Consider the following 15,468-nt stretch of genomic DNA (forward strand, 5'->3'; position numbering starts at 1 on the left):
GATGGGGATAAGATGCAGAGTATTCCTCAGCCCTGGAAAAATTGGGTAGTACAGAATCTGATGCAGGGTGTGGCCGCTGACAAGATCTTGCACACAATGCTCGACAAGGGCTTTGCTTTTGAACCCTGTAAGCGTCTGTTGGGGAGCAATCTTGCTAAAGATTTTAAATGGCAATGGGATGCTGAGTTTTACCGGAAGCTGGGCCAGATAAAACTGGTACAGCTAAAAAACGGACCGCAGTTGCAGTCAGTGCAAGGAACACAGCTATATTGCTGGCCAAACTTTCTTTCTTCTGAGGAGTGTGCCGGACTGATTGCTTTGACAGATGCTAAAGTTCGGCCATCAGAGCTGGCCTCACCAACGGAAGATAAGTATTTTCGCACTTCAAGCAGCGCTGACCTCGAACACAGTGACCACCCTTTAATTGATCTTGTAAATCAGCGTATTGCCGATGCTACTGGGCTCAACCCTGCCTGGGGAGAACCTATACAGGCGCAGCGTTATCAGCTTGGACAGGAGTTTAAAGCGCACACAGATTACTTTGAGCCTGGCTCCAAAGAGTATGACCGTCATGGTGGTGCTCGTGGCCAGCGCAGCTGGACCTTTATGGTTTACCTGAATCATGAGTGTGAAGGGGGCCAGACAGAGTTTGTGCGCCTGAACAGAACGTTCTTGCCTGAGACAGGGATGGCGCTGATCTGGAATAACCTGTTGGCTGATGGCAGCGTTAATCCGTATACCCTGCATCACGCTCATAAAATCACTGCTGGCGCAAAGTATGTGATTACTAAATGGTACAGAGACCGGCCCTATCAGAGCAAATAGCGTTGTAAGTGGACAGTAAAAGCAGATACTCAGTCCTCATCCGGATGTTCTTTCACAACGTCCGGATAAGGAAGATCAATCCTCAGAAAACACTCTTGAGCCTGTCATCGCCCACTCATGTCATTTTCTTCGGGTCCAGTAGCTTTTTAAGTTCGTCTTCGCTCAGTTCTGTATGTTCAAGAGCAATCTCGATTATGGGCCTTCCCTGTTGATAGGCCAGCTTGGCTATTCTGGCGGCCTTTTCATAACCGATTCTCTCGTTTAATGCGGTGACCAGTATCGGATTTTTCTCCAGTGCTTGCTGCAATTGTTTGGTGTTCACTTCAAAGCTGTCTATGCACTCAGATAGCACCTGTTGGCTTTGACTGAGAAGATGCAGGCTTTCCAGTAGAGAATCGGCAATCAACGGCAACATCACATTGAGTTGAAAATTACCGGATTGCCCGGCGATACTGATACTCTGGTGCAGCCCCATGACTTTGGCACATACCATGGCAACGGCCTCAGGGATAACCGGGTTCACTTTTCCCGGCATGATTGACGATCCTGGTTGCAAAGCTTCAAGCCGGATCTCTGCCAGACCTGACAGAGGCCCGGAATTCATCCAGCGTAGATCATTGGCAATCTTCATCAACGTGATAGCCAGTGCATTTAACTTTCCACTAAGTCGCACCGCCACGTCCTGACTGGCAATACGTGAGAATTTGTTGGTGCAGGGGGATATGGGTAAGCCCGTGGCCTGACGAAGACAATCACAAACCTGTTTGTCAAAATCTTTGGGGCAGTTAAGGCCGGTGCCAATGGCTGTCCCCCCTATTGGCAGAGCACAGAGTTCTTCCAGGCCGTCTTTTAGTCCGTGATGATTTTCCTGCAGTTGAAAATGCCAGCATTCCAGTTCCTGCGTCAGGGTCAGGGGTAGCGCATCCATCAGATGAGTGCGACCGGTTTTTACAATGCCGCCTACCTGATGCATTTTGTCTGTGAGGCTGTGCAGCATCTGAGTGATTGCAGGGAGCAGCTTTTCGTGTAACTCATTGGCAGCACTAAGCTGGAGCGCCGATGGGATAACATCATTACTGCTCTGACTGCAATTGATATGATCATTGGCATGCACTGACTCGCCGGCGTGTCGGCTGGCAAGGGTGGACAGCACTTCATTCATATTCATATTGGTGCTGGTGCCTGAACCGGTCTGAAAAATATCCACTTTGAACTGGTCACTGTGCTCTCCCGCTATGACAGCTCTCGCTGCCAGTCGGATGGCTTCGGCCTGACCGGCGGTTAATTTTCCCGCGCTCTCATTAGCCTCGGCTGCGGCCAGCTTTATCTGTGCCAGCGCCCGGTAAAAGCTTTGTGGAAAGGTCCGCCCACTGATTTTAAAGTTGTTCAGTGCTCTTTGGGTTTGAGCCTGGTACAGGGCCTCTTTGGGAACTTCTATCTCACCCAGGCTGTCTTTTTCTACTCTGTATTCCGTCATTGTGACTCCTTATGATGTTGGTAATCAGTGTTACAATAGACACTAACAGCTTGAAATCTCGTATTTAATCCTAATCTTATCTATAACTGTGACGTATCCGGACAAGTTAGATTTACTATCAGGTTAGTCTAGTTCGCTATACTGACAATATCCGTTCACTATGGAACCAAGGAGATAACATGTCATCAGCTTACGCAAAACCGGCAACACTGGAGCATCAGGGGCAGTCATATAAGTATTTCCCTTTCAATGCCTTGTCGGACAAGTTCAGTCCCCAGCGGTTGCCCTATAGTTTGAAAATTCTGCTGGAGAACATGCTTCGCCACGGCGATCAGGATTTTGTTACCGACGAGGACATTGAAGCCTTGGTGAACTGGCAGCCTGAAGCGGAACCGGAGAAAGAAATTGCTTTTGTTCCGGCGCGGGTGCTGTTACAGGATTTTACCGGCGTACCTGCCATTGTTGATTTGGCGGCGATGCGTGATGCCATGCAGGATCTCGGTAAAAAGGCGGATAAGATTAATCCTCTGTCGCCGGTTGAACTGGTCATTGACCACTCTGTAATGGTAGATGAATACGGCGCGGCGGATTCCTTTGCAAAAAATACCGAGATAGAGATGCAGCGCAACAAAGAACGCTATCAGTTTTTGCGCTGGGGCCAGCAGGCCTTTGATAATTTCCGCGTGGTGCCGCCTGGCACCGGCATCGTGCATCAGGTCAATCTGGAGTACCTGGCCCGGGTTACGTTTGAACGTGACGGCGTGCTGTATCCCGACACTCTGGTGGGTACAGACTCTCACACGACCATGATTAACGGTCTGGGGATCCTGGGCTGGGGAGTCGGTGGTATAGAAGCTGAAGCGGCGATGTTGGGCCAGCCAATCAGTATGCTGATCCCGCAGGTAGTCGGGGTCAGACTCAGTGGCGCCATGCCCGAGGGAATAACCGCCACGGATCTGGTGCTCACCGTGACAGAGCAGTTGCGCAAACTCGGTGTGGTCGGTAAATTTGTGGAGTTTTTCGGTCCGGGCCTGAGTCAGCTCAGCCTTGCCGATCGCGCTACCATCGCTAACATGGCACCCGAATATGGTGCCACTTGCGGTATCTTCCCGGTAGATGAAGAGACGCTGAATTACATGCGTCTGACGGGGCGTAGTGATGAACAAATAGAACTGGTGCGCAGCTATATGCAGAAAATGGGCATGTGGCATGACGAGAATACCCCTGAGGCCGAATACTCCGATCTTCTTGAGTTGGATCTGTCCGAACTGGTGCCTTCTATTGCTGGTCCTAAACGCCCTCAGGACAGAATTAATCTCACCGATACCAAGGCCGAATTTGCAAAACTGGTCACAGAGCATCAGGAAAAACAGCAGCAACTAATCGCCAAATTTGAAGATGAGGGGGGCAGTACTGCGGTTGGTCATGAAGACGCCGCCGAAGCTGGTGAAATTCAGGTCAATTATCGTGGTGAAACTTTTACTCTGACCCATGGTGATGTGGTCATTGCGGCCATAACCAGCTGCACCAACACCTCTAATCCGGCTGTATTGATGGCGGCGGGCTTGCTGGCGAGAAACGCCCGGGAGCTGGGGCTGAAAACCAAGCCCTGGGTTAAAACCAGCCTGGCACCGGGGTCTCAGGTGGTAACGGGTTACCTGCAACAGGCTGGATTAATGGATGACCTCGAAGCACTGGGCTTTTACCTGGTAGGTTATGGCTGTACCACATGCATCGGTAATGCCGGCCCCTTGCCGGAATCTATAGGGATGGCTGTCAAAGAGGCGAACCTGCTGGTTTCCTCAGTACTTTCCGGTAATCGTAACTTTGAAGGTCGCATTCATCAGGATGTGCGTACCAACTATCTGGCGTCGCCACCACTGGTGGTGGCTTATGCGCTTGCCGGCAGTATGAACATTGATTTTTACAATGACCCTCTGGGCCAGGACACCAAAGGGAATGATATTTACCTTAAAGATATCTGGCCCAGCAGTGAAGAAATTCAACAGACTATCCACGCTAATATCCACGCTAAGGACTTTACTGAGCGTTACGCCGATGTATTCAAGGGCGATGCCGGTTGGCGTAATCTGGATGTTGATGAATCGGATCGTTATCAGTGGCCGGATTCCAGCTATGTACGTAAACCTCCATTCTTTGACGGTATCAAGGCTGAACCTGATAAAGTACCTGAGATTAAAGATGCACGGTGTTTGGTGATGGTGGGCAATAGTATTACCACTGACCATATTTCTCCGGCAGGTGCTATCAAGCCAGATAGTCCGGCGGGTGAATATCTGCAACAGGAGGGTGTGGAGCCGAAGGACTTTAATTCCTATGGTTCCAGGCGTGGAAATCACGAAGTGATGATGCGCGGCACATTTGCTAACGTGAGACTACAAAATATGCTGGCCCCTGGTACGGAAGGTAGCGCTACCCGTTACTTCCCTGATGACCAACAGATGTCTATCTATGCCGCCGCAATGAAATATAAAGAGCAGGGGACTTCCCTGGTAGTATTGGCGGGCAAGGAATATGGAACAGGCTCATCTCGTGACTGGGCCGCTAAAGGTCCGGCTTTGCTGGGTGTAAAGCTGGTGATCGCACAGAGCTACGAACGTATTCACCGGTCTAACCTGGTGGGCATGGGCATATTGCCACTGGAGTTTGTGGACGGACAGAGTGCCGATTCACTGGGTCTTGATGGAAGTGAGTATTTCACGGTTCCGGCCGTGGACAAGGATACAAAACGGGTCACGGTCAAGGCGAAAAAAGACAGTGGAAATGAAATAACGTTTGAAGCCCGGGTGCGTATTGATACGCCCAATGAGTTTCAGTACTACCAGCACGGCGGTATTCTGCACTTTGTACTGCGCAAGCTGGCTCAGCAGTAAAAATGCAGGGCGTGAAAGCTCTTTGAGAAAAAAGCCGGTCACAAACAACTGACCGGCTTTTTATTACCAGGATTGGTATTGTGCCTCAGGGCATGGTTTTCATAAAGTTCTGGAGTTTATTCTGTCCTTTAACCACCCAGCCGGGTGTAGCCTCACCGGTACCAGCATGTTTGAGTCTGGGGTGAAGCTTAACCACTTCGTTAACCACAGCTTCCTGTTCTGTATCAAGATCCACAAACAAAACATGTTTGCCCTGTCTGAGTAGTTTCTGGAACCGCTTGAACTGGTAATTTGGCACCTGAATGCCGATCAGTCCTCCTTCCCAGGTACAAAAACCTAATACCACCACAGCCAGAAAAACAAAGGGGAGCCATCCGGCAGCGGTTTCTGTCCAGCCTAGAAAGTAGGCTACCGCCAGGATCACCGCCGCTCCTATTGCACCAAATACCGCACCAATTTCGGTGGAGTGAACGACATCCTGTTTCAGCACGGCTTCAATGGCGTGAAGATGGTGCTTTTCTACTTCTGCGTCTTTTTCACTGAGAACATGAATCTGGGGCTTACTGAAGCCCTTTGCCTCCAGTTCATTTTCAATGGCTTCCAGATCATCCAGATCATCGCTGATATAATAGTGGCGTAACATACTATGCTCCTTCATCTGCCAGCAGACAGAGTGAAATGTAAAATAAACGTTAACACAGGCAAGTATAGACATAATTTGACAAAGCAACATAAAAAGGCTTGTCGTAGAAGTGATTACTCGCAAATGTTAAAATCTATACGACTGAAGGTGGCGGAAAGATTAATTTTTAAACAATAAGTCCAGTAGCAGTGCGCACATTATGAGTGGCAGATAGAGGATTGTGGCAATAAAAAGTTTACGTGCGCGGGGTCTGCTGAACGTTCTGAATAACTGTACTGCCTGTATCAGCAACCAGCTTCCACCCAGCATTGCACAAATGAAATACACTATGCCACCCAGGCCTAAGGCTGGTGACAACAGGCTGACAACCAGTAGCGCTGCGGAAAATACCACAATAATACTGCGGGTGGCGTGATCGTATTCAGGATCATCCGGCAGCATCTTGTATCCGCCACGTTGATAATCCATTTGGTATAATGCGGCCAGCGCCAGAAAATGAGGAATTTGCCAGATGTATAATATACAGCCCAAAGCCCAGGCCTGAAGGCCGACTTCTCCGGTTGCTGCTGTCCAGCCCATTACGGGAGGTAATGCTCCGGTGATTGCACCGGCCAGTATTGCCAATGAAGAGCGCGTTTTTAAGGGCGTGTACAAAAACAGGTAACTGAACCAGACAAAGGCCGCTAACAAAGCGGTAAGCAGGTTGAGCTGTGCCAGCAGGAAAAGACCAGCGATAGTCCACAAGAGACAAATGGTGCAGGCGTGCACGGAAGACAGCTTTCCGCTCGGTAAAGGCCGCTGGCGTGTTCTGAGCATTCGTCCGTCGCGTTCCTGTTCCCACCATTGGTTGAGTCCGTTTGCTCCCATGGCAACCAGTAATGTACCGGCCAGCAAAATCCCCACTGGAAGTAGCTTAAAATCACTTTCGTTACTTAGCAGGTAGCCAACCAATGAGGTAAAGGTCACCATCATTGATAGCCGGAATTTTCCCAACTGCAGATAAAGCTGAATCAGATCTTTCAATTCCGTGAAGGAGGGTGTTGTCGCTATCTGAGTCTGTTGCATAAAGTGAAATATCTCTGTGCTTTTGTCATCAGTATAGGCGGTTAGAGCAGAGCATGTCTGCTATCTTTAAATAAACTGCCAGGGTCAGTTCAGCATAAGCGAAGCATACGGCTGAGGATTGTATCGATCAAAAATGACCTCACAGGCTGATGAAAATGGCTTGCGATCATGGCCGCGAAGATTATGATGCCAAGCTCACTAAACAACAAAGATTGAGGAGACTCTGGCCAGACACAGGCTCAGAGAAACTTTTTTCATAAGTGCTACACACATGTAAAGTGAGGTACAGGTATTGAGCTTTTATAAACCCGGGCGGGTCAGATTTACTCTGTTGAGTCTGGTCATTCTTCTATATCAGTTCAGATCGCCGGCCATTGCCGAACCTGTCAGCCTGACCATCTATACGGAACATTACCCACCTTACAGTTATGAGCATAACGGTCAGCTGACCGGGATTAATCTGCAACTGGTCAGGCGTTTATGTGAACAGGCCCGGATAGACTGTAAATTTGAACTTTATCCCTGGTTGCGGGCTTTTGACAATGCACTGAAGGATCCCCGAGGCGGTCTGGTGTCAACATCCAGAACCCAGGAGCGAGAAAAACGCTTTAAATGGGTGGGGCCGCTGATCTTTGACGAAAGTTATCTGTATCGTCTTGGTTCAAGATCCGAGGTGGAGCCGACTAATCTGGATCAGGCAAAACAATATATTGTTGCTATTCCCCGAGGGGATGTCTATGAACAGTACTTTCTCAAACATGGTTTCAGTTACGAGAAAAACCTGGTGGCCTTTTCCAACAAACCCGATGCCTTTGAAATGCTGATAAAAGGCAAAGTTGATTTGATTATGGGATCACAAGTGGTTATTCCCTATTGGCTGAGTCATATTGACCAGCCTGATCTGGCGGTTCATCCGGTGCTTGCGGTTCCGGATGTTGGCGGCAACCACCTCGCTCTTAACCCTGGGATTTCAGATAGGGTACGGGATAAACTGCAACACCAGTTGGACATACTTCGTTCCAATGGTGAGTTGGAAAAACTGAAAAAGGCATATTCCGACAAGCTCTTTTTGTCAGGGGATCAGAAATAATTCCGGGTTCATCAGTACCAGAATTTTATATGCTTCAATACGGGCAAATTTAATCGCCTGCTTTATTTCTATTTCAGTAATACTAAGACTTTTAAGTATGTCTTCACTGAGCAGGCGTTCTGCTGCAAATCTGTCTTTGTATACGATGACCAGTGCCAACCTTACGGCTACGTATAGCAGGCCCACATCAGTCTGTTTGACCGCCAGCGTTTTATTATGCTGATTCGCAATAGGGGTGAACAAGCTGGAGGGCAGATTCCATAGCATCAGAATTTCTGAACTGCAATCGGCATAAGTAAAACCTAAAACCCTTTTCTGCTGTTCCCAGGGCAACTGAGTTTCGGCAAAGGCCTGACATTCTGTCGCCGTTTCAGGTGCACTGTGGGCTACTGCCAGTTCACCGAAATTATGCAGCAGCCCCAGCAGAAAGTAGCGCTCTATATCACGCATGCCAATTTCCTGAGCCAGCTGGCGGGCAATCAGCCCCGCATAAACACTTTGCTGCCAGAATCGCTCCAGGTCGATGGCGCTATTCTCAAACTCTTTAAATGCCGTTCTTGCTGTTTCAGTAACCACCAGATTATATAATGATTTTCCACCTATGACGTTAACTGCACGGCTTATCGTACTGATTTCAGACGGAAAGTTATACAAAGCGCTGTTTGCCAGTTGCAATAGCTTTGAACTCAGAGAAGGATCCAGTGCAACGATGTTGGCGATGTCTTCTGCCGAAGACTGGCCGTCATCCAGTAACTCCTTGATCCGGGTGCAGGCATCCGGAAGAACAAAGGAGTTGGTGATCGCCATGGCGTAGTCTGTCACTTGCATTATCATTTATTACCCATTCTGAGTTACCTTCAGCATAGAAGATGATCTGACGCTTTGTATATGAGTTTTTTGGATTTTCGTCACTGGTTGGCCAGTGGCCTGGCAAGGATGGCACAAATTGTGAAAACTTGTCACCCTGGTATAGGTCAGACGTACCAATTCTTCTTTATTCACAGTAAAATAGAGCCCTTTGGCGCTCTGGGATGTCTATGTCAGGATTACTGCGTATTATTCTAATTCACACCCACCTGCCTGGTGTGGTGGAGCTGAAGCTGGACGGTCATACCAATGTGTGTGGAACCAATGCCTCAGGTAAAACTACATTACAGCGACTGGTACCGGTGTTTTATGGCGAACTGCCTGGCAAAGTGGTACCTCGCACCCGTAAAAAATTCAGCGAGTTTTATTTGCCGGCCAACAACAGCTACCTGATCTATGAATATCAGCGGGAAGACGGCCAGATATGCCAGGCCGTGCTGACCCGTAAAGACGCCGACAGCGTACAGTACCGTTTTGTCGAAGCACCTTTTGAATATGAGCAGGTGCTTGTGGAGGTGAACGACAAGCAGGTGCAGCCGATGTTACCTGAACAGTGGTTACGGCAGCTCAAGCAACTTGGCATCGATTATTCAAGTAAGCTCCATTCTACCAGTGAATATCGCAGTGTGATCCAGAACGATGCTGCTGTGGGGCGGGCCTCCAGTCGTGACAATACCCGTCTGCGCCAATTAGCGGCCCGCTATAGCCTGGTGGCGGCCAGCCACCGAATCCGTCATATGGAAAAGCTGGTCAGTGCGGTACACGCCAAAGAAGGCAAAATGGATACTCTGCGTACCATGCTGGCGGCGATTTTCGAGGAAGATGGGCTGGTTCAGCCCAGCACCACCGTCAGAAATACTAAAGCCCGGGAGTGGATCACGCAGATGCGCCAGACCATGCGCCTGCAGGACCTGCACAAGGCATTTGCACAGATTCGCACACAAGCCGATACGCTGAACCAGGTTGAGGCTCAGCTGCAGCGACTTAAACCGGTACTTGAAGAGGACTATACCCGGCTCAGGCGCGATAAGGCCGACAGCGGCGAAAAGCTTAACCTGCTTAAACGTCAGCTGAGTGAATTACAGGAGCAATTTGAGCAGCAGGAATTGGCGCTCAACAGTTCCATCAGCGAAGCCGATGCAGAACGTAAAGCCTGTGCCAGGCAACTGGATCATATCCAGGCCCGTTATGATGGTTACCTTGACTCTGATATGGAACAGTTGCAAAAAGATACTCAGGTATTGCCGCTGTGGCGTGAAGAGCTGGAGCAGCAACAGGAACACTATCAGTTGCTGATCGATCAGCATCAGGATATGCAGGCGCGCCTGGAACAGCAAAAGAACAAGCTGTTTGAATCCCTTGAGCGGGTCCGGCAGAAAAACCAGAGTCAGATCAAGGCCATCGAAGGCGATAAGAACACCCTGCGTCAGTCCCACCATGATAAGGAAAGCCAGCTTCGTAGTCAGTATGAGCAACGTCGTGAACAACAGCGCGGTGACTTTGAACAGAGCTTGTCTGAGCTGCAACAGGCTGTTATCAGCCAGCAACTGCAGGTGCAGCAACCCATGCTCAGTGACGAGGAGCAGGAAAACCAGCAACTGGCAGAAAAGCGCCTGGAGCTGGCCCAGCGTAACTGGCAGCACAGGGCTGAGCAACGTACGGCCTGCGACAGACAATATCAGCAGGCCCGTGAACAAACCCGCCAGGCTGATGAACAATTACATGACAGTCGCCGTCAGTGTCGCCAGGCCGGTGAGCGGCTGCAACGTATCGAGCAGCAACTGAGCCCGGAGCAAGGCAGTCTGCGCGCCTTTTTACGTGATAACTTAAGCGGTTGGGAGCAAAAACTGGGTAAGGTCATCCACGCGCCGTTGCTGGAGCGCAAGGATCTCTCTCCGGAGCTTACTGACGAACAGCAAGGTCTGCTCGGTATCAGCCTGGATCTGAGTCAGATTGATGCCCCCGAGTATGCCGAAGACGAAGCGGCCCTGAAACATCGTTTGCAACAGGCGCAAAAGCAACTTCAGCACTACCGCGAGCAGCAGCAACAACATGAAGGGGTGTTGCAGCAAGCTCATGAACAGGCTGAGCAACTGCGCGAACAACTGAGTAGGGCACAGCAGGCGTTCGAACAGGCAGAGCAGGAAGTGCATTATGCCACCGATGCCCGTCAGCGTTTATTGCAACAGCACAAGACGTTGCTGGATAGCCGGCGCGCAGAAGCCCAACAGGCTCTGGACAAGCTTAAACAGCAGCTTAGCAGCAAACAGCAGCAGCGCGAGGAGGCATTAGCGCAGCTTCAACAGGATTTTGAGGATCAGTTACTGGAATTTCGCAGCGGCTGGCAGGAAGAACTGGCACTGCTGGATGAACAGATCCAGGAGCTGGAGCTGCAGGTAGAAAAGCGCCGCGAGCAGAACAGGGCACAGATCAAACAGCTTGAACAGGCCTTTAACGAAGAACTGGCGAGTAAGGACATTGATCCCGCTCAGTTACAAAAGCTTAAACAGGATATCGACGAGCTTAAGGGGCGCATCCACAGAGTCAGTTCGCGCCGGGATGAGCTGCGAGAGTACAGGGAGTTTATGCGCATTGACTGGGGCGAGCGGCGCCCGGAACTGCTGGAACAGGAAACGGGGCTTAAGGCTTCGCTGCAAGGTTTACAGCAACAACGGGATAACCTAAAACAGCAGTACCAGAGTGACAGATCTGAGTTCCGGCAACAGCAGCGCACAACCGAACAACAGCTCAGCCAGAGCAATGCCCTGTTAAATGAGATTGAGCCGCTGATGCGTCAGTTGTCTCACCTGCAATTCACCTTTGCCGGTGAGCCGCCGCAAGGCAGTATGGGTGATCAACAGGAGCGTATCGCCCGCACCAATGAGGCGCTAGAGAGTCGCAGCCGCCTGGAGCGTAAATTCAAAGAAGAACTGAACGAGTTCGAGTCGGTGTTAGGCAAAGACGCCGGCAAGGATTTTCTCGATGTGATGGAGCAAAGCTTTGCGGTACTGGAGGAGCAGGCCGACAATCGCGAAAAATTACCCATTCTGGAGAGTTTGTTGAGCATTCTCGACTCCCGTGCCCGTCAGATTGTCGAGCAGGGGGAGACCATAGGCGGCGATCTGAACCGCTTTTTCACCGTGTTCAGTGATATCAATCGCAAGATTGCCAGCCAGAGCCGTCGGCTGACCGAAGAAGTGGCCGATGATCTGACCCTCGACGGTATCGCCCGCTCAGAGGTGAGGATCCTCTCTACCGTCGATGAACTCAATTTCTGGCAGCCGCTGAAACGTTTCGCTCAGGCCTATCAGAACTGGCGGGACTCCGGCGACGATATGCCCAAACAGGAGTATCTGGACAGCCTCGCTGACGTGGTGGAAGTGCTGCCCAATGATGCCAGTTACAATATCGAATCCCTGTTGCGCCTGGAGTTGCACCTGAATGAAGGAGGTTCGGATCTGGTGATCAAAAACGACAGGCAATTGCTGGAGTCTTCCAGCCATGGCATGGCCTATCTGATTTTGTGCAAATTTCTGCTCGCATTTACCCGCTTATTACGCAACAAGGCGGATATCCGTATTCACTGGCCTATCGATGAAATTGGTACCCTTGCCTATCACAATGTGGAAAAACTCTTTGTTGCCTGCCAGACCAATGGCATCGATATTCTTGGCGCCTTTCCCAATCCGGAATCCGAGGTGCTGATGTTGTTTAAACATCGCTATCTGATTGACAAACAGCGCCAGGAATTGCAGAAAATTGAACCTAAGGTGAGCCGCATTGCCGAGCGCCTCAAGGCCGGTAACAACATGGAGGAGGCGGTATGATAGAACATGGTCCGCTGCTGGAGCGTTTACTGGAAGGGGAGTTTATCTGTGCGGTGACGGATGAGCACAGCTTTCACAAACTTCAGGATGAAAATCTGTGTGAGGATCTTAACCATTTTCTGCGCCCGCTAAATCGGCGTATTGCCAGGAGCGAAGATGGCAGCGTGTTTTTTCTGGCCTACCATGAGCTGACTGAACCGGCACGGCAGCAACTCAGCCAACAGTTCGGTGCCACTATTCAGTCTCTGTTACCCATGCTGGAGTGGATGCAACTGGTACAGGAAGCGCTGGGCAGAGACGGCGCGCTGACCGCTGGCGATACCATCAAGTTGCAGGAATTTTCCCTCAAGGTAGAGGATAATCAGTCCCTGCGTCAGCGCCTGGCCATGCTCTCGGCAGACAAGGTGTTTAAATCCACCAGTGATCAGCTGGATATGCAGATAAAGCAGGTGTTTAAACGTATCCGTGAACTGGGCTATCTGCATCAGCCGCACCGTGATCGGCAGTTTTATATCGTCACCGGCAAGATAGAACATCTGATTGAGCTGGTGCGTTTTATCAAAGATGAAGAACATCTGCCGCTGGACGAGGACAGCCCGGAGCAGGGGGATATGTTTTGAGCCAGCAAAGCAGTCTGTTCAAACTTGGTCGCGAGCGACTGACGCTGATCGGCAAACATGCCGAGGCACTGATGCAGGGGTATCTCAGTGGCCATATAGACGAAACGGCGTTATCGGAAACGGCACTGAACAAACTTATCGATGCGCGTATTCTGTGGCGGCCCGACGAACAGGCACCCTTAAGCCTGCGCCCGGTGCTGGGTGAACTGATCGCTAGTCTGACGCAGGATGAGCGCAAACGTCAGATTAACGCCGATGTGGCCGAGCATCTGGATCAGATTCACACCCGCGTGCAATCCTTGCAGGCCGCAAGAGCCAAAGGTGATTACGCTGCTGCCGAACATCATATGCAGCTGTTGACCGAGCGGGTCCACGATATGAGCGGCCAGTTCGGTGATGCCATTGAAAGCCTGTGGCATCGTCTTAATACCGAGTTTGGCTTTGTCGCCAGTCTGGATGACAAGATCCGCGAAATTGAACTGGCACAAAAACAACTGCGTCGCCTGCTTGATGGCTTTGGCCTGATTGATTTTAAAGAATTTATTGCCCTGGCGGGCAGTGATGGCAGCCTTCGCAAGTTGCTGGTCAGTCAGCTTCAGATGCGGATTTCAGAACATTCAGGCTCGTTGCTGGAAGTGCAAAAACGCCTGGTGTTGCTGATGGCCCGCTTCCGCCAGCAGCAGGAGCGGGCGCTGTTGGTCAGTCGCATGAGCGCCTTTTTACGCCAGCATCCGAATTTTCAGATTGGTGATTATCCTAATCGCAGTAAGGTTCCGGCAGTGGTCAATCAGGCCCGGGGACTACAGGCCGCTGCCGCCATTGCCCTGGACAGAGACAGCGACAGCAATACGTTGGCGCAACTGGCCCGAGCCATTCCGCGCCCGGAGCAGGACGTCACACCAATCGAAAACGCCGAGCCCTTCGCCGCGCCAGAGCAACAACTGGCCGAAACGGAACAGAAAAAGCTGGTGGAGGATGTGGAGAACTTTTTTATCGCCGTGATCGATGCGGGCAATCCGGCCAGTGCGCTGGATTATCTGGCCACCAATCAGCTTGAATGGGACCCGGAAATCTGGCTGTTCCAGGTGATAGCCGAGTACGAAGGCATGGCCAGTGAAGCAAAACAGAGCTTTCAGATGGAGAAAGTCACCCGTATGGCCAGCCGCTTTAATCAGGTGCGGATTATCGAAGATGTGCATCTGGGCCTGCGCTTTTTCGGTGAGTTCCAGGCCACCGGCTGATGCGGGACTTGTCATTAAGGGCCAGAAAGAAACTCTCTACTCTGGAGCGTAATCTGGGTTTGAAAGACAGTATTAAAGTCTCTCTCGACGGTCCGCTAAAGGAAATCCTTAGCTGGTGTGAGGAGCAGGAATTTACGCCGGGCCGGGCGCTGCCGCCGAGGCACTTTATTATCGATGCCAGTGCCCTTGTTAAGATAAACCAGATTCTGCGTGAACATGATTTTAGTGATTACCGACAACAGTTTAAGGGACTGGATCGCGCACAGACGGCTGAGATTGATCCCAATGAGAAACGTGCGGGTATCGCGCCCACCGCTAATCAGTTGCTAATGGCGGTGACCGAACCTGATTTGTTAACCACAGTCTCCGGGTATTTTTATTCCTTACCACAGCTGAATCTGGAACTGGACTGTAAGAAGTTGGCACTCACTGACTATCAATCTCTTGTTGTGATTGAAAACCGCGACAGTTTTAATCAGTGGTGGCAGTATCAAAGTCCGTTGCATGGGCCTGATACGCTGGTGGTGTATCGTGGTGACAGAGGCCACTCGCGAGCCTGCAAGGGATTACGAAAACGCTGGGTAAGGGAATGCCCAGAGCAACCGATGTACTATTTCGGTGATTTGGATCTGGCCGGACTGCGTATTGCCATCAGCGGCAGATACCAGGGCCTGTTATTACCGCCGATCTATGAGTTAGCAAAACAGCTGGTCCCGCAGCATTACCCCCAAACGCAACTTAAATTTCTGCCCGGCCTGCAACGAGACTGCCCGCCAGGCTGGCGACCCTTACTGGAACTGATCACCAGCCAGCGCGCCGGACTCAGACAACAATTGATGCTAAACCTGCCATTGGAGAAAGTGGGGTCAGAGTAAACTTTCTCTGCTTTCGCCTTTTAAAACGGCTCAGCTCCAAGAAA

The 15,468-nt window shown here is 50.7% G+C and carries 11 protein-coding genes; 7 read left to right on the forward strand and 4 right to left on the reverse strand.

What is annotated here, in order from left to right:
- Nucleotides 1–12 precede the first annotated feature (12 nt).
- Complete coding sequence (locus CDA54_RS07540) at nt 13–825, forward strand: prolyl hydroxylase family protein (protein WP_099034384.1); 813 nt, start codon at nt 13–15, stop codon at nt 823–825.
- A 115-nt stretch (nt 826–940) separates the two neighbouring features.
- Here CDA54_RS07540 and CDA54_RS07545 read toward each other — a convergent pair whose 3' ends face one another.
- A complete protein-coding gene (locus tag CDA54_RS07545; RefSeq protein WP_099034385.1) occupies nt 941–2,302 on the reverse strand; it encodes a class II fumarate hydratase in 1,362 nt (453 codons plus the stop codon).
- Between the two features lie 179 nt (nt 2,303–2,481).
- Between CDA54_RS07545 and acnA the strand changes: the two genes are divergently transcribed.
- On the forward strand, nt 2,482–5,196 hold the full coding sequence (acnA, locus tag CDA54_RS07550) for an aconitate hydratase AcnA (RefSeq protein WP_099034386.1): 2,715 nt from the start codon (nt 2,482–2,484) through the stop codon (nt 5,194–5,196).
- Between the two features lie 85 nt (nt 5,197–5,281).
- Here acnA and CDA54_RS07555 read toward each other — a convergent pair whose 3' ends face one another.
- Together CDA54_RS07555 and cyoE are read right to left on the reverse strand one after the other, a co-directional pair.
- The gene (locus CDA54_RS07555; protein WP_099034387.1) at nt 5,282–5,839 is read right to left on the reverse strand and encodes an NAD/FAD-utilizing enzyme; all 558 of its coding nucleotides are present in this window, start codon (nt 5,837–5,839) and stop codon (nt 5,282–5,284) included.
- Between the two features lie 159 nt (nt 5,840–5,998).
- Complete coding sequence (gene cyoE, locus CDA54_RS07560; protein ID WP_099034388.1) at nt 5,999–6,904, reverse strand: heme o synthase; 906 nt, start codon at nt 6,902–6,904, stop codon at nt 5,999–6,001.
- A 292-nt stretch (nt 6,905–7,196) separates the two neighbouring features.
- Here cyoE and CDA54_RS07565 point away from each other — a divergent pair, with 292 nt between their 5' ends.
- The gene (locus CDA54_RS07565) at nt 7,197–7,994 is read left to right on the forward strand and encodes a substrate-binding periplasmic protein (RefSeq protein ID WP_099034389.1); all 798 of its coding nucleotides are present in this window, start codon (nt 7,197–7,199) and stop codon (nt 7,992–7,994) included.
- Here CDA54_RS07565 and CDA54_RS07570 read toward each other — a convergent pair.
- A complete protein-coding gene (locus CDA54_RS07570) occupies nt 7,977–8,828 on the reverse strand; it encodes an HDOD domain-containing protein (protein WP_099034390.1) in 852 nt (283 codons plus the stop codon). The two genes, CDA54_RS07565 and CDA54_RS07570, sit on opposite strands and share 18 nt — an antisense overlap.
- A gap of 203 nt (nt 8,829–9,031) precedes the next feature.
- Here CDA54_RS07570 and CDA54_RS07575 point away from each other — a divergent pair, with 203 nt between their 5' ends.
- The 4 genes from CDA54_RS07575 to CDA54_RS07590 are packed head-to-tail and all read left to right on the forward strand — an operon-like array spanning nt 9,032 to nt 15,424.
- Entirely contained in the window at nt 9,032–12,688 is a 3,657-nt protein-coding gene (locus tag CDA54_RS07575; RefSeq protein WP_099034391.1) for an ATP-binding protein, read from the forward strand.
- The gene (locus tag CDA54_RS07580; protein WP_099034392.1) at nt 12,685–13,308 is read left to right on the forward strand and encodes a hypothetical protein; all 624 of its coding nucleotides are present in this window, start codon (nt 12,685–12,687) and stop codon (nt 13,306–13,308) included. Before CDA54_RS07575 ends, CDA54_RS07580 begins: the two co-directional genes overlap by 4 nt.
- Nucleotides 13,305–14,549, forward strand: coding sequence for a hypothetical protein (locus CDA54_RS07585; RefSeq protein ID WP_099034393.1), 1,245 nt, complete (start codon nt 13,305–13,307; stop codon nt 14,547–14,549). Before CDA54_RS07580 ends, CDA54_RS07585 begins: the two co-directional genes overlap by 4 nt.
- The gene (locus CDA54_RS07590; RefSeq protein ID WP_099034394.1) at nt 14,549–15,424 is read left to right on the forward strand and encodes a DUF7281 domain-containing protein; all 876 of its coding nucleotides are present in this window, start codon (nt 14,549–14,551) and stop codon (nt 15,422–15,424) included. The genes CDA54_RS07585 and CDA54_RS07590 overlap by 1 nt, the downstream gene beginning before the upstream one ends.
- Nucleotides 15,425–15,468: the final 44 nt, after the last annotated feature.

This window comes from Lacimicrobium alkaliphilum (assembly GCF_002591895.1).
Taxonomy (GTDB): Bacteria; Pseudomonadota; Gammaproteobacteria; order Enterobacterales; family Alteromonadaceae; genus Lacimicrobium; species Lacimicrobium alkaliphilum.

Coding starts and splice junctions, on each gene's coding strand:
- CDA54_RS07540 (WP_099034384.1), top strand. CDS start 13: ATGCAGAGTATTCCTCAGCCCTGGAAAAATTGGGTAGTACAGAATCTG.
- CDA54_RS07545 (WP_099034385.1), bottom strand. CDS start 2,302: ATGACGGAATACAGAGTAGAAAAAGACAGCCTGGGTGAGATAGAAGTT.
- acnA (WP_099034386.1), top strand. CDS start 2,482: ATGTCATCAGCTTACGCAAAACCGGCAACACTGGAGCATCAGGGGCAG.
- CDA54_RS07555 (WP_099034387.1), bottom strand. CDS start 5,839: ATGTTACGCCACTATTATATCAGCGATGATCTGGATGATCTGGAAGCC.
- cyoE (WP_099034388.1), bottom strand. CDS start 6,904: ATGCAACAGACTCAGATAGCGACAACACCCTCCTTCACGGAATTGAAA.
- CDA54_RS07570 (WP_099034390.1), bottom strand. CDS start 8,828: ATGATAATGCAAGTGACAGACTACGCCATGGCGATCACCAACTCCTTT.
- CDA54_RS07575 (WP_099034391.1), top strand. CDS start 9,032: ATGTCAGGATTACTGCGTATTATTCTAATTCACACCCACCTGCCTGGT.
- CDA54_RS07580 (WP_099034392.1), top strand. CDS start 12,685: ATGATAGAACATGGTCCGCTGCTGGAGCGTTTACTGGAAGGGGAGTTT.
- CDA54_RS07590 (WP_099034394.1), top strand. CDS start 14,549: ATGCGGGACTTGTCATTAAGGGCCAGAAAGAAACTCTCTACTCTGGAG.